Raw genomic sequence first — 18,346 nt, 5'->3', positions numbered from 1 at the left:
TTGTATTAATTATAGCGGTGGTTTTGCAGCCGGTTATTATTGTGTATTTTAGATAATTATTACATTTAGCTAAATATCTTTTAAAAGAAATTGGGGCTTTCAAGTATCTATATCTTACATAAGTTATACCTTTACCACATTAATGGATAGCGTAGATACATCTTTAAAACCTGCACCAAAACGTTTTACAAAAACGCGGGGTAAACTTGCAGAATTTTTTTTAATGCTGCACAGGATATATGCATTTATCCTACGCTTTTTTAAAGAGGTTTTTTTACCACCTTACGAGTTTAAAGAGATTGTAAAGCAATGTTATGAAACCGGTGTAAAATCCTTCACGCTGATTACACTTACCGGTTTTATTGTGGGGGTTATTTTTACCAAACAAAGCCGCCCGTCGTTAACCAACTTTGGTGCCGAGTCGTGGTTACCGTCGCTGGTATCCATCGCTATCATGAAAGCCCTTGCACCACTGGTTACCGCGCTTATAGCTGCAGGTAAGGTTGGCTCAAGCATTGGCGCCGAGCTTGGCTCGATGCGGGTTACCGAGCAGATAGATGCCATGGAAGTATCGGGCACAAAACCTTTTAAATTTTTAGTTTGTACGCGGGTTATCGCTACCACTATCACCATACCATTGCTGGCAACTTACACCGCGTTTATAGCGCTTTTAGGTGGTTACTTAAACGTTAGCCAAAACGAGGGCACCAGTTACGCCATCTTTATGGAGCAGGCTTTTGAGCCTTTAACTTTTATTGATTTTTGGGCATCACTTATCAAGGCCCTAGTATTTGGTTTTACCATTGGTATTGTGGGATGTTACCAGGGTTATAATTCTACCAAAGGCACCGAGGGTGTTGGTAAAGCGGCAAACGGCGCGGTAGTTACCGCCATGTTTTTGGTGTTTATTGAGGAAGTTTTAATTGTACAGATGGCCGGATGGTTCCGCTAAATTATGGAAAAGCAAAAGGCAAATATTGATAAGACTAACGAAGTAATTAGGCTTCGAGGGGTTGAAAAATCTTTCGCGGATTATGACGTGCTCCGTGGTATCGACCTTGACCTTTATCAGGGCGAAAATTTAGTGGTTTTAGGTCGTTCCGGGACGGGTAAATCGGTATTAATTAAGTTAATATCCGGATTGTTAACGCCTGATGCGGGTACGATAGAAGTTTTGGGCAAAGAGGTAACCAACATTAGCGAACGCGATCTCGAAGAACTTCGTATCCACATTGGTTTCTCTTTCCAAAATAGTGCCCTGTACGATAGTATGACGGTTCGTAAGAACCTGGAGTTCCCGCTGGTGCGTAACCGCAAGGGCATCACCCGGTTCGAAATTGATAAAAACGTAGCCGAAGTATTAGAGGCCGTAGGCCTTTCGCAAACTATTAATCAAATGCCGTCAGAGCTATCGGGCGGGCAGCGTAAGCGTATAGGTATTGCCCGTACGCTTATCCTTAACCCCGAAATAATGCTTTATGACGAGCCAACCGCCGGCCTTGACCCAATTACCTGTATAGAAATTAACGAACTGATAAACGAGGTTCAGCAGCGCTATAATACATCGTCGATCATCATCACGCATGACCTTACCTGCGCCAAAATGACCGGTGACCGTGTAGCGATGCTACTTGACGGACAGTTTCAACGTGTGGGACCTTTTGATGAGGTATTTAAAACTACCGACCCGCGTGTTACCCCTTTTTACGATTATAATTTTATACAATAGATATTAGTACCCTATATAATGGATGCAGCAGAAAATAAAAGATCAATAACAGTAGGCGTGTTTGTACTGCTCGGCGTGGCCGTGTTTGTAATAGGCGTGCTTACCCTTGGCGGCCAGCAAAAAAGTTTTGTTAAAAGCATAACCATCAGCTCGATATTTAGCGATGTTGCGGGTTTAAAAAAAGGGAATAACGTTTGGTTCTCGGGCGTAAAGGTGGGTACTATCAAAAACATCCATTTCACAGGCCCGTCGCAGGTTGATGTGATCATGAGTATCGAATCGAGCACGCAGCAGTACATTCACCGTAATGCAGGTGTACGTATTAGCAGCGATGGTTTAATAGGTAACAAAATCATCGTTATTGATGGTGGTTCGCCGCAGGCACCTCCTATACAGGATGGTGCTGTGCTACAGTCAGAAAAATTGTTATCTACCGATGATGTGCTGAAAACCCTGCAGCAAAACAACCAGAACTTGCTGGCTATTACTACTGATTTTAAACAATTAAGCAAACAGATACTGGCCGGAAAAGGCACTGTAGGCACTTTACTGGCCGATAGCACCATGGGCAACCAGTTAAAACAAACCATGCGCAATTTACAGGCTGCCACCCAAAACGCGGCGAATATGTCATCTCAGCTAAATAACTTTAGCAATAAGATGAACACCAAAGGGGGCTTTGCCGATAACCTGTTAACTGACACAATTACCTTCAACAAAATTCGTGGATCTGTTATCCGTTTAAAAGAAGCCGCGGATAATGCCAGCACTTTAACGGATAACTTGAACAAGGCCAGCAACAAACTTAACACGACAGACAACGCCCTTGGTGTACTTTTAAACGACCCCAAAGCGGCCGTTAAAGTACAAAACACCATCAATTACCTTCAACAGAGTTCTATCAAACTAAATGATGACCTGGAAGCGGTTCAGCATAATTTTTTGTTAAAAGGTTTTTTTAAGAAAAAGGAGAAAGCCAAACAGGATAGTATTAAAAAGGCGATGTAAGAATTTCCTGCTTTATGATACTGAAAGCGACGGGTTAATGACTGTCGCTTTTTTTGTTTAATCAAAACCATCGCACCACTACCCTGTTGCTTGTACACATCAACAGGAATGATCATGCAGAGCAGGAAACCCGTTTGGCAAACTTTAGGACTAGGTGCAGTTGCAGGTGTAAAAGCAAGCGCGGCACCGTCAATAGCCAATTATTATAGCAATGGGTTTCACTCCAGCTCGCTAAGCATAGTTAGGTTTGTGCATGCTCCAATCACCAGTATTGCAACTTCTTTGCTCTCTGCCGCAGAGAAGGAAAGAAAGAGATCAGCAAAAACAACCGATCATATTGATATGAGCCAGCTAGTTCTGCACGTAGCATCGGGCGCATTTGCGGGCGCGGCTATCTTTCGCAAAAACAAGCAGAGTATATTAAAGGGAATGTTAATTGGCGGGGCTGCAGCATTACTTACAGGTGTTGCCGGTTTCTACATCCGTAAACATGCCGATAAACTGCCTGATATACTACCGCAGTTTACAGGTGCTTTCAGCGATGCCTTTGCGTTTAGCAGTGGCATTACTTTGTAAGTTTTGGTGGTTGCCTTTTTTCAAGCGATAATTTCTAATACTTCTTCAGGAAAGCATTGAGGTAATTAGCCAGGTTAAAATCTACCTCCGTTACTATCTTGGTAGTAGGGGTGTATAGGTTTATAAAGTTGGTTAGATCTGCGCCCGTTAAGGGAATATATTGTGCGATGATCTTCGGCTGAAATACCGCCTGTATCTTATCCATAATCGCATATTTTTGTTGCAGCACTTCAAGCTTGGTTTTCTTTTTCTCATCTCTCTTCCACCACCATAATCGCCACATAACACCGCCTTTATAGTTCAACTTGTCATCGTATGCGTAAATCAGCTGTTGTGCGTGAAGCCTTGGGTCGTAATAGGTTTATGGTTTCGGTAGTAATAATGTTGCCCTGGTTCAGCTCATTGGTAACAGGCTCCATAAACACTTCCTGCTCATTCATTTTGGTTAAAACCAGCGTATCAACCTGGTAAGCAAAAGCTTTAAGCACCAGCAAGTCGCCTATTTTAGCGGGGAGGGTAAAATTGCCGGTATTATTGGTGAGCGTAGTTTTCTTATTATTCAGGTTATCTAATCCCGGCCAAGCCAATGCGGGTTTTATTTTCGAAAAAGCGCGCCTTTAATGTAGTTTGGGCATTAACCTCGATTGATATTAAAAACGCGAAAAGGATAAGGTAGCGTTGCATAGTTTAAAACTATGTAAAGGGCACAACAATTCGCAAAGCAGTATGGATGTTTAACTTAAATTAACATTTCCCTGTGAGAAACAAGATGGTTTCAGCAGAAAACGATTCCATAGACGAAATTTTTTAACTAATTACTTTTTTTTTAAAATATATTTAGAACATTATAAATACTTTTTGCTTACCCTTACTAACAAACTGATTAAACTTGAAACAGCAGTTAATACATACTGAAGCTTCACTACCCACAATTAAGCAAAGCAAGCATAGTTTATACACTAACTATGGCGCAATGCTATTGGGTTATATTAAGGAGGTGGTAAAAGAAATTACCATTGCCGAGCAATACCTTATAGAGGTTTTTAACGACTTGCAGCATAAGGATATTGAAGAGATACTGGCACCCGGCGCAAATGCTTTTCTGCGTTTGCAGCAGTTGGCCCGCAAAAAGCTATCATCATTTATCAGCACGGTTGAAGATTGTGCCGACCAGGTAGAAATAACCACTAAGAGAGCGATACAAAGCAATAAGTTTATTGAAATGATGAACCAAGAGCAGCAACTTGTTTTTTGTGGAGTACATTACCATGGCAAAACAACTGCTAAATTGGCTACCGAGTTAAATAAGCACGAAGACACCATCAGGCAATTACTAAGAGAATCGTTTACAATTATCAGGAAAAACCGTAGTGATACAGCAGTACATTAATAGCGGCATATTAGAAGCTTATGTAACAGTTTCTGCCTTCGAGCGAGAGGTGCATGAACTGCAGCAGATGAAGGCAAAATAACCTGAGGTAAACATTGCTTTACAGGAGTTGGAAACAGATATGGAACTGCTTGTTCAAAGCATGACCGGTACCCCTCCTGCAAATACCTGGAACAATATCTCTGATAGTATCGACGAGATCATCCTGCGCAAAACAAAAAAGGATACCGAAAAATCACCATCACCCGGTTATAACAATCTGGAAACAGAAATGCCGTTTAGCGAAAAAGACGAGGTGAAAAAAAAGGAGCGAAAAACAAATAAGGCCGCTAAAAAATCTACTTAAGTTCTAACATCACCACTGATTTTGCCGGGATAGTTACCTTAAGGTCATCCCCGTCTTTTTTTGCACCGGTGAAATTGTTGATGTGCAATTTAGAAGGCTGCTGAAAAGTGTTTACATCTGTAATGTTAGCAGAGGTAAGTATCTCACCGGTTACTGCCGACCATTTGAGATCTTTTAACTGTGTGCTAATGCTAACCGCTTTGTTCATATCAACGTTAACTAAAGATATGTGGATTTTCCCTGTGGCATCCTGCGAAGCGGAAACGTTTATGGCCGGGATGGTTTTGCCGTTAAAATCATAATCCGGCGATTTTAGGTTTACGGCTAAATACTTAGCATCCTGGTGCACTTTGTACATATCAAACACATGGTATGTGGGTGTTAGCAGCATCTTAGCTTTATCGGTAAGGATCAATGCCTGCAGTACGTTAACAGTTTGGGCCAGTTCGGCCATTTTTACCCTATCGCAATGGTTATTAAATATATTTAAAGTAGTTGCCGCTATTAACGCGTCTCGCAGGCTGTTTTGCTGGTACAAAAATCCTGGGTTGGTGCCCGGTTCGGGGTCGGTCCAAATCCCCCACTCATCAACTACCAGCGCCACTTTTTTATCCGGGTCATACTTATCCATTATGGCCGAATGTTTATTAACCAGTTCTTCCATTTTAAGGCAGCTTACCATGGTATTAAAATACTCCTGCTCGGTAAAACCGGTTGCCGACCCTTTTTTGCCCCAGTTACCGGTAGGTATGGTATAGTAATGTAACGATAACCCCCACATCATATTAAGAGGGATATTTTTCATACATACTTCCGTCCAATTATAATCAAAGGAATTTGCGCCGCTGGCAATCTTTTTTAGCGGTGTACCCGGGTAATCCCTTGCATATGTAGCATATCGCCTAAACTGGCCGGCATAAAATTCAGGGGTCATTTCGCCACCACAGCCCCAGCTTTCGTTACCTACACCCCAAAAGCTAACTTTAAAAGGTTCGGGATGGCCATTTTGGGCACGCATTTTAGCAACTGTGCTGCTACTGCCCGAGTTTAGATACTCTACCCATTTAGCCATCTCTTCTACCGTGCCGCTGCCAACATTACCGGCAATGTATGGCTCGGTATCAAGCAACTTACAAAGTGCTAAAAATTCATGTGTTCCAAAGCTATTGTCTTCGGTTACACCACCCCAATTGGTATTAACCATTTTAGGCCTTTGCATACTGGGGCCAATACCATCGCGCCAATGATATTCATCGGCAAAGCAACCACCCGGCCAGCGCAGGTTAGGGACCTTTATTTTCCGTAAAGCGTTAACTACATCCAGGCGTATTCTGCCCTGCTTTTTTACCGGCAGGTTTTTATCAACCCAAAAACCATCGTAAATGCCCCTGCCTAAATGTTCGGCAAACTGTCCGTAGATATGCCTGCTTACAGTTTCCCCGGTATTGCTGCTGATGGTTAAGCCGGCCGTGGTTTGTGCAAATGAGTTTGCATGCCAGCACAGGAGGATAAAAAGTAGGCTTTTTTTCATGATGATAACTGTGTAATTACGGTAATAAACATAACGGTAATTATTAAAGAAAACAATAACACCGGTTATTTACCAAAAGCTGCAGTCGTAGCAAATCTATTATCCTACTAATTCACGTTTTTTTTGCAAAGCGGCGGCAATGTTATCTATCAGGTTTTGTTCAGAAAATGGCTTTAATACCACACCACTCATCCCTACAGACAAATACTTGTCCCTGTCCTCTTTAAGTACGTTAGCGGTAAGGGCTAAAATAGGCACTTCGCCTTTTTTAGCATTACCGTTGGTACGGATAACCTGGGTAAGTTCTATACCCCCCATTTCCGGCATTTCAATGTCTGTAAGTACAATGTCGTAATGTTTATCTTCAAAAAGCTGCAGCGCTTCGCGGCCGTTATAGGCAACATCAAAGCTTATCTTCCATTTTTTAAGAATGGTACTTACCAGTAATACATTTAGTTTGTTATCCTCAGCTATCAATACGTGTCGGCCTGCAACAAACTGTTTGGGGTTAAACTCGGCTACAACTTCTTGTTCCTTAACACATGCCCCTTTTTTGGCAACATCCATTGGCAGCTTAAAGCTAAATACCGAGCCTTTGCCTACTTTACTGGTTACTTTGATACTGCCGCCTTGTAACTCAATTATTTTTTTACAGATGGCGAGGCCAAGCCCCGTACCGCCATAATTAGCTGTTTTTTGTGCCGATGCCACCTGTGAGAACTCTTCAAATAGTAGCGGTAAATGCTCTTTATCGATACCTAAGCCGGTATCTTGCACTTGTACATTCAGGATCTGCTGGCCGGGTTTGCCTTCGGTTAAAAACGCAGTAATGGCAACCTCGCCAATGGTAGTAAATTTAATGGCATTACCTACCAGGTTCATAATTACTTGCTTTAACCTAAAATAATCGCCGTTAAAGCAAAAGTCTTTGGCAAAGTTTATCTCGTGCTTTAAGGAAATATTCTTTTTACCTGCTTGCACCTGCATACTGGTGGCAATTTCCTGTATTGCCTCAAACGGGCTAAAGGGCGAAGTCTCGAAATTCATTTTACCGGTTTCGTACTTTGAAAAATCCAGGATCTCATTAACAACCTCCAGCAGCATTTTTGACGAGCTGCGGATGGCGTTGCTTTGCTCGGTTTGTGTTGCAGTTAAGTTACTTTGTGTTAGCTGTTCCGAGAAACCGATAATAGAGTTCAAAGGTGTACGGATCTCGTGGCTCATGCTGGCTAAAAAGCGGCTTTTAGATTGCGCGTATTTTTCGGCTATCTCGGTATAAACAACCAATTCCTCCTCGTTACGGAAGATCTTCCAGATGTTATAAAGTATAATAACTACAACGGTAGTAAGCAGTAGGAACATAATGCCCGATAACCTTTTAAACTCGTACAATACACTAGAAAGGCTGCTGTTCACCTCTTCCCGGCTTCCCACGATGTATTGCTGCTCAGCCACTTTGTACTTTTTAAGACTACCAATGATCTGGCTAATTAAACGGTTGTTTATCTCCAGCATCTCGCGCTCGTTGGCACGCAGCTTATTGTTGGCATCGTATATTTTAGTATAATATTTACTGTAGGCCTGTGCCACTTTAGGGCTTGCGGTCATGGTGGTAATAATGGTATCCGTACGCCTTGTTAACAGCACAAGTTTATTACCCTCTTCTTTTTTCTTTTTATCAAAAACAGAGAACAGGCGACCAAAAAATTTCTTCTTTTGTCCAGGCGTTTTAGCAATAGCCACCGTTTTAACAGTATCTATGCTTACCTGCGTTTTTATACGCCTTACTACAGGTTGTTGTATTATCTTATTGTCCTTATCCTTTAAAGCCGCATTTATCTTTTTAGCCGACCGCATCAGGCTATCAGATAAAGCCATTAATTTAATATAACTATCGGTTTTTAATTTCTTCTCGCTAACCAGGTTTCCCAGTTCGACATCACCAGAAAAATTAGCGGATTTTTTATCGTTGGAATTAATGGCCGTAATAATTCCGCGTACATTCTTGATCTGCCTCGAAAACTCGTTTGAATACCATTTGCGCCCGGTAAGGGCATACATACGGCTGCTGTTATCGGCACTATAAAGTTCAACAATACAGCTATCTATAAGGGATGAGTTTTCGCGCGCGTTAACCATCTGCTGGAAATTTCCGCGCAGTTTTTCGGCCTTTTTATAATGCAGGTATAAATAGAATGCACTGCCAGATAACACTACTATGAGCAGTACAATTAAGGCATAACGTAGGACAGGTATTTTTTTTACACCGGCAATCATTAGGGGGCTTTTCATATTATCTTGTATCAACACAACCAAAAGTTGTAAATAATACAACTGTTAGTTTTTGTTTTTGTGCTGACTGCAAGGCTTATGCCACATTAAAGTATTATTCCATACAGGAATATCTTTTATCTTATTATGCAGCTTTTGTTACAAAACGTCCCATTTTAATATTGTACGATGCTGTTCATAATTGTAGGCAATGTTTTAAAATATGCACTGTTAAAATAACGCTACTGTTAAAAAAGTTTAGTGTGCGCCAAAGGATCCGCCGGTAGACTCAACCCTCTCTTTGATATTTCGGCGGCCTATTAGTACGATAAATAGGGCCAGTGACGATGCCGCCAGCATAATAGCCGACATGGGTATAGAAGATTGACTTTTTAACAAACTGATCCCTACAGATACAACCGAGCCTATGCACATTTGGAATGCGCCTAAAAGGGCTGATGCCGAACCCGCGTTTTTCTCAAATGGCGCTAAGGCTAATGCCGATGTATTTGGGCTGGTAATGCCTACGCAGCACAAAACCAAAAATATCATGGCAATAGTGCCCACAAGCCCAAGTATATTTTGCACAGATCCAACAACGAATAAAGCCGAGATAATTACCATTGCAATAAGCGCGGCATTAACTATTTGCGCGCTTTTGTATTTTTTAATTAGTAAACTATTTACCTGACTGGAACCAATAAAACCTACCGAAAGGATAGCGAAAATCCATCCGTAAACTTTGCTGCTCACGTTAAATACTTCCATAAATACCAATGGCGACGAGGAGATATAAGCGAACAACCCCGAAAAGGCTATACCCCCACTTATGGCATAAGTATAAAACTGTGGTGTTTTAATAACGGTTATAAAGCCATTGATGATGGGCTTTGGCTTAAGGGAGTATGTTGGATCGGGCTTATAACTCTCCGGCAAAAAAAAGATAACCGCAAGGCTTATCAGCACGGCGATAACCGCCAGGATAAGAAAAATCAATTGCCAGCCAAAAGCGGTTGTCACGTACCCGCCAACTGTAGGCGCTATCATAGGCGATGCACCCAAAACCAATATCAGCAGGGCAAAAACCTTGGCGTTTTCCTTCACCGGGAAAATATCGCGCACTATAGTGATAGATGCTACCGATGCAGCGCAACCGCCAATGGCCTGGATAAACCGCATGGCAATAAGCATCTCGATACTTGCCGAAAAGTGACAACCTATTGACGCTACAATGTATAATGCCAAACCAAAATACAAAGGTGGTTTACGCCCGTATTTATCCAACAGCGGCCCATAAAGCAACTGCCCGGCAGAGATTCCGATAAAAAAGCTGGAAAGCGACAAAGCCACATTCTCGGTACTGGTATGCAAGGATTTTGCAATATCCGGGAAACCCGGCAAATACATATCTATGGAAAAAGGCGCGAGTGCGGTAAGCGAGCCCAATATCAGGATCAGAAAAAAATAGCGTTGGCTTGTCATCCCTGCAAATAAACGAAGTTTAATTGAGTGAACGGAGTAAGGCAATTGTAAATAGTTTACTACTAAACCCTTAACTGACATTGTTATGAAAGATGAACGCTTAACATCATACAATTAATATAATTACTACTTTAGTTGCACCGGCCCCGCCGGCAAGCAATACATTTATAAACCTTAATATAAAATAATGCTGGTTATACTGTTCTGTATAGTACTGCTCATATTACTGGTTAGCTGGGCTAAGCTAAACCCATTTTTGGCGTTCCTGCTGGTATCCATCACCGCGGGTTTAATGCTGGGTATACCTATCAATAAAGTAACCGCATCGGTACAAAAAGGCATTGGCGAAATACTGGGAAGCCTGCTTATTATTATATGCCTTGGGGCCATGCTGGGCAAACTGGTTGCCGCAAGTGGCGCCGCCCAAAAAATTGCAGAAGTACTGGTTAATGCCGTTGGGCAAAAATACATTCAGTGGGCATTGGTGGCAGCAGGGTTCATCATAGGCATCCCCCTGTTTTACGGGATAGGCTTTGTGCTGATGGTACCGCTCATATTTTCTTTAGTGTATAAGTACAAGCTACCCGCCGTTTGGATAGGCCTGCCCATGATAGCCTCGCTATCGGTTACCCACGGCTTCTTACCGCCGCACCCGTCGCCATCAGCATTGGTAGCTTTATTCCATGCAAATATGGCTACTACATTTGTTTATGGCCTTTGCATCGCTATACCAACAATTATACTTGCCGGGCCTGTATTCGCAAGTTTTCTAAAAAAGATCCCATCAGAACCCTTGGCAACCTTCCGTGCCGAAGAGATGCCTGCCGATAAACTACCAAGCGGCTTTATCAGCTTTTTTACCGCGCTGCTGCCGGTGATGTTACTGATGCTTACGGCGTTCTTCCCATATTTGGGTGTAACAAATGAAAAAGCCTTAAAAGTGATGGCTTTCCTTGGCGACCCTTCTATTGTTATGCTGATAGCACTTATTGTGGCTACTTATACGCTTGGTATAAAACAAGGCCGCAGTATGAGCGTGTTAGGCGTTAATTATGTGGATGCCGTAAAAGATATATCGCTGATCCTGCTGATCATCGCCGGGTCGGGGGCCTTTAAAGAGGTGCTAACCACCAGCGGAGTAAGCAACGAAATTGCCAATAGCTTAAAATCCTTTAATATGCCGCCGCTTGTTTTAGGTTGGGTAATAGCTGCTATTATCCGCGTAAGTTTAGGTTCGGCTACAGTTGCGGGGCTAACTGCCGCCGGCATAGTATCATCATTGGTAGTTAGCGAGCATGTAAACCCTAATTTGATGGTGTTATCCATCGGTGCGGGTAGTTTGGCATTCTCGCATGTTAACGATTCAGGCTTTTGGTTATTTAAGGAGTATTTTAACCTCAGCATAAAGGACACCTTCAAATCATGGTCGGTGATGGAAAGTTTAGTATCTGTCATAGGCCTGGGTGGTGTTTTAATTTTAAACCTGTTTGTTTAATGTTATGAAGAGGATCTTATCAGCACTTATTTTAACCGTTGTTTGCAGTGTTAACCTGCACGCCCAAAACCCGGAGGGTAAATTTTTCACGTCTTTCGACAGAACGAAGATCTATTACGAGGTAAAAGGCACAGGCTTCCCGGTGATATTGTTGCATGGCTTTACCGGCACCAGCCAGGGGTGGAAGCATGGCTCGCTTTACCCGGCATTGATTGACGAGGGTTACCAGGTGATTATACTGGACCAGCGCGGTAACGGCCTTTCCGGCAAGCCCCACACCAACGCGGGATACAGCAACAATGCCGAAGCTAAAGATGTAATGGCATTGGCAACCAACCTCGGTCTTAAGAGATATAGCGTTGTGGGATACTCGCGCGGGTCTATCATTACGTCGCGCCTGATTGTGCTTGATAAACGCATTAACAAGGCCGTAATGGGTGGCATGGGTGCTGATTATACCAACCCCGAATGGCCTCGACGAATCCACGCTTATAAAGCTTTAATGGGCGATACCACCATGCATGATGTGGATGAGATGATGGTTTGGATTCATAAAAACAAGTTTGATAACCTTGCCCTGGCCTACCAGCAAAAACACCAGCCAAGTACCAGCCCTAAAGAGCTTGCGGCGGTTAAAATACCGGTACTATTGATAGACGGGACAGAAGATACCACTAATGGCGATGTTACCGTTCTGCAGAAAATGATACCTGGGTCTAAGTTCATTACCGTACCTGGTAACCATAACAGTGCAGGCAATACTATACAGTTTTCGGCAGCGATACTTGATTTTTTAAAATAAATTTTAAACCATTGGCATTTTTACGGCTCTATTAATATGTAAGCTTTACTGGCTTGCTATTTGTTAAAGTTTTTCATATTTATAAAGATACATACCATGAAAAGATTGATCATATATGGAGGCTTGTTACTATCATTAACTACAACTGTTAATTTTAGTGCCCAGGCGCAAGAGAGTAAAGGAATAAGTAAACAAGGTAAAGGCGCCATTATTGGTGGTGCCGGTGGTGCTGTTGCAGGTGCCCTTATAGGTAAAAGCGTTGGTGGCGCCGTAATTGGTGGTGCTATTGGTGCAGGTGGTGGTTACATTATTGGTAACGAAGCCCGTAAACGAGAAGAAAAAAGAAAACACGCCGCATGGCTGGAACGCCGCAGCGCATGGAAACGCAAACATCCAGGTAAGGCATATCCTTATTAATCATATTCAAAGCCCCCGTTTTATCAACGGGGGCTTTTTTGTGCCTGTATTTTTCCTACATTCACATGGCAAGCAACTCATTATCTTATTTTATAAAATAATTTATTTTTAAAACTCTAGCTATAATATTTTTTTTTAATATAAATAAATATCTTACATTTATTTGATAGCTGATTAATTACCAGATATTATTAAGCTACGTTTCCGTACCAAGATACTGCTTTCATAATTTTTTCATTTTACTTTAATATCTTTACTTACTTTTTAATTTAGTTACTCATTGGTTATGGTGAAGCGCATTTTAGTATTGGACGACAATCAGGATATTCTGGACATTGTTCATGAAACGCTTACGTACGAAAACTTCGATGTAAAAAGCACCGGGGCGAGCGAAAATGTAATGCCCTTCGTTGAAGAATTTAAACCCGACCTGGTTATTCTTGATTATCGCGTAGCGGGCCAAAACGGCGGCGAACTTTGCCGTAGTATTAAAGCACATCCAAAATTTGGGAATGTACCTGTTATTATATTCTCGGCATATATTAACCACGAGGCCGACCTTTACGCCTATGGTTGCGACGCAATCATTAACAAACCATTCGATTTAACTGAGTTGGTTGATAAGGTGAATAATTTAATATCTTAAGATAAAAGACTTTATATAGAAAAGCCATCTGCTAACTAACTGATGGCCTTCATATTTCAATTATGTTCATGATTAGCTTGTCGAACCATTAGTAAACTATACAGGGCGGATAAGTCTTCGACAAGCTCAGACTGACAATCTACACCAACAAAAAAGGCCCCGAAATTCGAGGCCTTTTCATTTGTATATCGGGCTGATTATTTTACTTCTTCGAAGTCAACATCTGTTACGTTGTCAGCATTACCTTCCGGTTTGCCACCCGCAGGCTGACCTGCGTCAGCACCCGGCTGTTGTCCGCCTTCGGCAGATGCTTTGTACATATCTTCAGATGCAGCAGTCCATGCAGCATTTAACTCTTCCTGTGCAGGCTCAATAGCAGCAAGGTCTTTAGCGGAGTAAGCTGTTTTCAATTTTTCTAAGCCGGCTTCGATAGCGCCTTTTTTATCGGCAGGGATCTTATCACCATACTCTTTCAATTGTTTCTCGGTAGAAAAGATCAGGGCATCAGCAGAGTTCAGTTTTTCAACTTCTTCTTTTGCTTTTTGATCTGATTCAGCGTTAGCTTCAGCTTCGTCTTTCATCCTTTTGATCTCGGCATCGGTTAAACCAGATGATGCTTCGATACGGATCTTTTGCTCTTTACCGGTTGCTTTATCTTTTGCAGATACATGTAGTATACCGTTTGCATCAATGTCGAATGTTACTTCAACCTGAGGCACACCACGAGGTGCAGGAGGTATACCATCCAAGTGGAAACGGCCTATAGTACGGTTACCCGCTGCCATTGGGCGCTCGCCCTGTAATATGTGGATCTCAACAGATGGCTGGCTATCAGACGCTGTAGAGAATGTTTCCGATTTTTTAGTTGGGATGGTAGTGTTCGACTCGATCAATTTTGTCATTACACCACCCATAGTTTCGATACCTAATGATAACGGGGTAACATCTAACAACAATACATCTTTAACCTCGCCGGTTAAAACACCACCCTGTATAGCTGCACCAATGGCAACAACTTCATCAGGGTTAACACCTTTTGACGGCGCTTTACCAAAGAATTTTTGTACTGCATCCTGTATAGCCGGGATACGAGTTGAGCCACCTACCAGGATAACTTCGTCAATATCTGAAGTGCTGTAACCTGCGTTTTTCAAAGCAGTACGGCAAGGCTCAATAGTACGTTTGATCAGGCTATCAGCCAATTGCTCAAATTTAGCACGGCTTAAAGTTTTAACCAAGTGCTTAGGGCCTTCGGCACCAGCAGTAATGTATGGCAGGTTGATCTCTGTTTGAGTAGAGCTTGATAATTCTATTTTAGCTTTCTCTGCAGATTCTTTTAAACGTTGCAAAGCCATTGGGTCTTTACGCAAGTCAACACCTTCGTCGCTTTTAAATTCGTCAGCCATCCAGTCGATAATAACCTGGTCAAAATCGTCACCACCTAAGTGAGTATCACCATCGGTAGATTTTACTTCGAACACGCCATCACCTAACTCCAGTACAGATACGTCATGCGTACCACCACCACAGTCAAATACCGCTATCTTCATGTCCTTGTGTGCTTTGTCCAAACCGTAGGCAAGGGCAGCAGCAGTGGGCTCGTTAATGATACGGCGAACTTTTAAACCTGCAATTTCACCGGCTTCTTTAGTTGCCTGGCGTTGTGCATCGTTAAAGTATGCAGGAACGGTAATAACCGCTTCGGTAACTTCATGCCCTAAGAAATCTTCGGCAGTTTTCTTCATTTTTTGAAGAATGATAGCAGAGATCTCCTGAGGTGTATATTTACGGTCGCCAATTTCAACACGCGGGGTGTTGTTGTCGCCTTTAACTACTTTGTAAGGTACACGGCCAACTTCGGTGGTAACTTCGTTGAAGTTGTTACCCATAAAGCGCTTGATAGAATAAATAGTTTTTGTTGGGTTTGTAATGGCCTGGCGCTTTGCCGGGTCGCCCACTTTACGCTCACCGTCGTTAACAAAAGCTACAACAGAAGGCGTAGTACGTTTTCCCTCGCTGTTAGCAATAACTACAGGTTCGTTACCTTCCATTACTGATACGCAGGAGTTTGTTGTTCCTAAGTCAATTCCAATTATTTTAGACATATTATGATTTTTTTTCTTGATAATAAATGCTTCTACACCTATTTATCAATGCCTGTGCCAATATGTATTTGGCAGAAAAAATAAAGCAGCCGTGTCAGTTAACTTACAAACCGTCAGTCTAACTTACTTTTCGGTGACAGGTTGGCAGGAATTTGAGGCCAAAGCAAGGGGTAAAGGCGAAGGTAATAATCTACTCTGCAGGCTCAATCCAATTACCATCGCCTTTGATGATGACGATGAGTTCATCGAGCGCATTGGCAGAACTGATATTCTTCTTTACAGCTTGCTGACCACGATATAGGGTTACCTTATCCGTACCCGAGCCTACGTAACCATAATCAGCATCGGCCATTTCGCCGGGGCCGTTTACGATACAGCCCATAATACCAATTTTCAATCCTTTCAAGTGACTTGTCCTGCTGCGGATCATCTGGGTGGTCACCATCAGGTCAAACAGTGTACGGCCGCAGCTTGGGCAGGAGATATATTCTGTTTTGGAGATGCGCGAGCGCGTTGCCTGCAATATCCCAAAAGCGGTAGAGGTGATAATATTTATTGGCACCTGCGGCGCATCAATCCAGATGCCGTCGCCATAACCATCAACTAATAAAGCCCCCAGATCGGTACCAGCGTAGAGTTGTAACAGCATGGTAGCAATCCCCTCTAAATCTCTCCCGGCAGGGGCGACTTCTTTTTTTTCTAAAGCCCTACCTTCCGGGGAGGGTTGGGTGGGGCTGCCGTAACTACGTTTGATGATCACCGGCACATCCAGCTCCAAATCCTGTAGCTTCAGGAAAAAAGCGCGCTGGTCGGCCATGCCGTGGTCCTCGTTTGTTTCCAATACAAAAATCAGCGATTTATCAAGCGGGATCAACCCGAAAGCCTCTGCATCCAAATCGGCATTTTTAATGCAGACGAGGTTCAGAGCGGATGTACGGTCGGTGTTTTCACTTACATATTCATCTAAGGTAAAAACGGGGTGGCAAAGCGTTTTGTTAGAAAGCTTTTGCCAGGTTGTATAATTGTATAATTGCTTTAAGTTGCCCGGCAGGGTAAACGACGGCAGGCTATCGCCCAGGTAAACAAAATCTACCGATTGCTCGGCCATGTTATATTTATCAAGCAGTGCCGAATACAGGTAACCTGCATCATTCATCACCGCTGGGTCTTTCAGTTTAGCGGCAGATAGATCTACCACTACCCTTGGTACCATATGCCCGCCTATAAAAGCGTTGGCTTCGTAAGTTTCTCGTTTTTTGTATTCGTAGGGTGAATGAGGCCCCTCTAACCCGATAACTATCGGATCTCCTCCCCTGTTTAGCGGAGAGACTTTTTTTAAGTCCATTTCCCCCGGTGAGGGGTTTGGGGTGAGGCTTCGCTCACTATATCTCTTCACCAGAGCAATTGCTACCGGCGCTTCGGCCTCCGGTTCCTCGGTTAGGGATACTCGGACAGTATCACCAAGGCCGTCTTCCAATAAGGTACCGATACCTACGGCAGATTTTATACGTCCGTCCTCGCCGTCGCCGGCTTCTGTAACGCCAAGGTGCAGCGGGTAATTCATGCCTTCGGCCACCATGGTTTGTACCAACAAGCGGTAGGCTTGTACCATTACCTGCGGGTTACTGCTTTTCATACTTACCACCAGGCTATAGTAACCCAATGTTTCGCACATGCGGATGAACTCCATAGCGCTCTCCACCATCCCCTGCGGAGTATCGCCGTAGCGGCTCATGATACGGTCGCTCAGCGAACCGTGGTTGGTACCAATCCGCATGGCGGTACCATATTCTTTACAAATATTTACTAATGGCGTAAACTTTTGAAAGATGCGTTCCAGTTCGCCTTTATATTCAAGGTCGGTATAATCTAAAGTATCAAATTTCTTTTTATCGGCATAGTTGCCGGGGTTCACGCGTACTTTTTCAACAATACGTGCGGCTACCTCGGCAGCGTTTGGGGTAAAGTGGATATCGGCGACCAGCGGCACATGGTAACCGCGCAGGCGCAGTTGTTTTTTTATCTCGGCAAGGTTATTTGCTTCCTTAATGCTGGGCGCGGTGATCCGCACGTACTCGCAGCCGGCATCAACCATGCGGATGGTTTGCTCAACCGTACCCATGGTGTCCATGGTATCGGTAGTGGTCATGCTTTGTATGCGGATAGGATTATTGCCGCCCATTGGCACATCGCCAATAGCAACCTCGCGGGTTACAAAACGGGAATAATTTGTTAATGAGTTACAATAACGGCCTTGCAGCATTTTCACAGCATCAGCATTCATGCAGGGATAGAATTAATGAGACGCAAAAATACGAAAGAAGTTTGAAGGTTGAAATTTGTTTATGTTGGCAGGTTGTAAAGTTATTTTTAAAAATTTAATTCATGGATAAAAAAAATACATTGAAAATCAAACCCATTTAGCATCATGTTTAACTGATAATTATAAAGCTATGATTGATAAAATGCTTGATGAAGAAATCAATAACGAAATAAGCTATATACCTGCCGAAAAGATTAAAGACAAATATTTTTAATAATTAATAAG

At 42.8% G+C, this 18,346-nt stretch carries 17 protein-coding genes; 10 read left to right on the top strand and 7 right to left on the bottom strand.

Going from position 1 to position 18,346, the window contains the following annotated elements:
* Nucleotides 1–223 precede the first annotated feature (223 nt).
* The 4 genes from NAF17_RS09610 (at nucleotide 224) to NAF17_RS09595 (ending at nucleotide 3,313) form a co-directional block, all read left to right on the top strand.
* Nucleotides 224–952, top strand: coding sequence for an MlaE family ABC transporter permease (locus NAF17_RS09610; RefSeq protein WP_252758487.1), 729 nt, complete (start codon nucleotides 224–226; stop codon nucleotides 950–952).
* A 3-nt stretch (nucleotides 953–955) separates the two neighbouring features.
* Nucleotides 956–1,729 carry an ABC transporter ATP-binding protein gene (locus NAF17_RS09605; RefSeq protein WP_252757791.1) on the top strand — a complete coding sequence of 258 codons (774 nt, stop codon included), beginning with the start codon at nucleotides 956–958 and terminating at the stop codon, nucleotides 1,727–1,729.
* A gap of 18 nt (nucleotides 1,730–1,747) precedes the next feature.
* Nucleotides 1,748–2,737, top strand: coding sequence for an MlaD family protein (locus NAF17_RS09600; RefSeq protein ID WP_252757790.1), 990 nt, complete (start codon nucleotides 1,748–1,750; stop codon nucleotides 2,735–2,737).
* 114 nt (nucleotides 2,738–2,851) lie between these two features.
* On the top strand, nucleotides 2,852–3,313 hold the full coding sequence (locus NAF17_RS09595; protein WP_252757789.1) for a hypothetical protein: 462 nt from the start codon (nucleotides 2,852–2,854) through the stop codon (nucleotides 3,311–3,313).
* A 34-nt stretch (nucleotides 3,314–3,347) separates the two neighbouring features.
* Here NAF17_RS09595 and NAF17_RS09590 read toward each other — a convergent pair whose 3' ends face one another.
* Both NAF17_RS09590 and NAF17_RS09585 read right to left on the bottom strand, forming a co-directional pair.
* Nucleotides 3,348–3,617, bottom strand: coding sequence for a hypothetical protein (locus NAF17_RS09590; RefSeq protein WP_252757788.1), 270 nt, complete (start codon nucleotides 3,615–3,617; stop codon nucleotides 3,348–3,350).
* Nucleotides 3,618–3,621: 4 nt separating this feature from the next.
* Nucleotides 3,622–3,900: a hypothetical protein gene (locus NAF17_RS09585; protein WP_252757787.1), complete on the bottom strand. Its 279-nt coding sequence runs from the start codon at nucleotides 3,898–3,900 to the stop codon at nucleotides 3,622–3,624.
* 302 nt (nucleotides 3,901–4,202) lie between these two features.
* On the opposite strand from NAF17_RS09585, the gene NAF17_RS09580 reads away from it, so the two are divergent.
* Both NAF17_RS09580 and NAF17_RS09575 read left to right on the top strand, forming a co-directional pair.
* Nucleotides 4,203–4,703, top strand: coding sequence for a hypothetical protein (locus NAF17_RS09580; RefSeq protein WP_252757786.1), 501 nt, complete (start codon nucleotides 4,203–4,205; stop codon nucleotides 4,701–4,703).
* Nucleotides 4,704–4,824: 121 nt separating this feature from the next.
* On the top strand, nucleotides 4,825–5,049 hold the full coding sequence (locus NAF17_RS09575) for a hypothetical protein (protein ID WP_252757785.1): 225 nt from the start codon (nucleotides 4,825–4,827) through the stop codon (nucleotides 5,047–5,049).
* Here NAF17_RS09575 and NAF17_RS09570 read toward each other — a convergent pair.
* From NAF17_RS09570 to NAF17_RS09560, 3 genes are all read right to left on the bottom strand, one after another.
* Entirely contained in the window at nucleotides 5,042–6,580 is a 1,539-nt protein-coding gene (locus NAF17_RS09570) for an alpha-N-arabinofuranosidase (RefSeq protein ID WP_252757784.1), read from the bottom strand. The two genes, NAF17_RS09575 and NAF17_RS09570, sit on opposite strands and share 8 nt — an antisense overlap.
* A gap of 99 nt (nucleotides 6,581–6,679) precedes the next feature.
* On the bottom strand, nucleotides 6,680–8,872 hold the full coding sequence (locus tag NAF17_RS09565; protein WP_252757783.1) for an ATP-binding protein: 2,193 nt from the start codon (nucleotides 8,870–8,872) through the stop codon (nucleotides 6,680–6,682).
* 237 nt (nucleotides 8,873–9,109) lie between these two features.
* The gene (locus NAF17_RS09560; RefSeq protein ID WP_252757782.1) at nucleotides 9,110–10,414 is read right to left on the bottom strand and encodes a multidrug effflux MFS transporter; all 1,305 of its coding nucleotides are present in this window, start codon (nucleotides 10,412–10,414) and stop codon (nucleotides 9,110–9,112) included.
* A gap of 106 nt (nucleotides 10,415–10,520) precedes the next feature.
* Here NAF17_RS09560 and NAF17_RS09555 point away from each other — a divergent pair, with 106 nt between their 5' ends.
* From NAF17_RS09555 to NAF17_RS09540, 4 genes are all read left to right on the top strand, one after another.
* On the top strand, nucleotides 10,521–11,828 hold the full coding sequence (locus NAF17_RS09555) for a gluconate:H+ symporter (RefSeq protein WP_252757781.1): 1,308 nt from the start codon (nucleotides 10,521–10,523) through the stop codon (nucleotides 11,826–11,828).
* Between the two features lie 4 nt (nucleotides 11,829–11,832).
* Nucleotides 11,833–12,630 carry an alpha/beta fold hydrolase gene (locus tag NAF17_RS09550; RefSeq protein ID WP_252757780.1) on the top strand — a complete coding sequence of 266 codons (798 nt, stop codon included), beginning with the start codon at nucleotides 11,833–11,835 and terminating at the stop codon, nucleotides 12,628–12,630.
* Between the two features lie 96 nt (nucleotides 12,631–12,726).
* A complete protein-coding gene (locus tag NAF17_RS09545) occupies nucleotides 12,727–13,047 on the top strand; it encodes a YMGG-like glycine zipper-containing protein (RefSeq protein WP_252757779.1) in 321 nt (106 codons plus the stop codon).
* Between the two features lie 286 nt (nucleotides 13,048–13,333).
* On the top strand, nucleotides 13,334–13,693 hold the full coding sequence (locus NAF17_RS09540) for a response regulator transcription factor (protein ID WP_252757778.1): 360 nt from the start codon (nucleotides 13,334–13,336) through the stop codon (nucleotides 13,691–13,693).
* Nucleotides 13,694–13,890: 197 nt separating this feature from the next.
* On the opposite strand, the gene dnaK is transcribed toward NAF17_RS09540, so the two are convergent.
* Both dnaK and ispG read right to left on the bottom strand, forming a co-directional pair.
* Nucleotides 13,891–15,819: a molecular chaperone DnaK gene (gene dnaK / locus NAF17_RS09535; protein ID WP_370341156.1), complete on the bottom strand. Its 1,929-nt coding sequence runs from the start codon at nucleotides 15,817–15,819 to the stop codon at nucleotides 13,891–13,893.
* Between the two features lie 169 nt (nucleotides 15,820–15,988).
* Nucleotides 15,989–18,082: a (E)-4-hydroxy-3-methylbut-2-enyl-diphosphate synthase gene (ispG, locus tag NAF17_RS09530; protein ID WP_252757776.1), complete on the bottom strand. Its 2,094-nt coding sequence runs from the start codon at nucleotides 18,080–18,082 to the stop codon at nucleotides 15,989–15,991.
* Between the last annotated feature and the right edge of the window lie 264 nt (nucleotides 18,083–18,346).

It is taken from the genome of Mucilaginibacter aurantiaciroseus, assembly GCF_024055595.1.
GTDB classification, from domain to species: domain Bacteria; phylum Bacteroidota; class Bacteroidia; order Sphingobacteriales; family Sphingobacteriaceae; genus Mucilaginibacter; species Mucilaginibacter aurantiaciroseus.
This window is presented reverse-complemented; position numbering and strand designations above follow the sequence as displayed.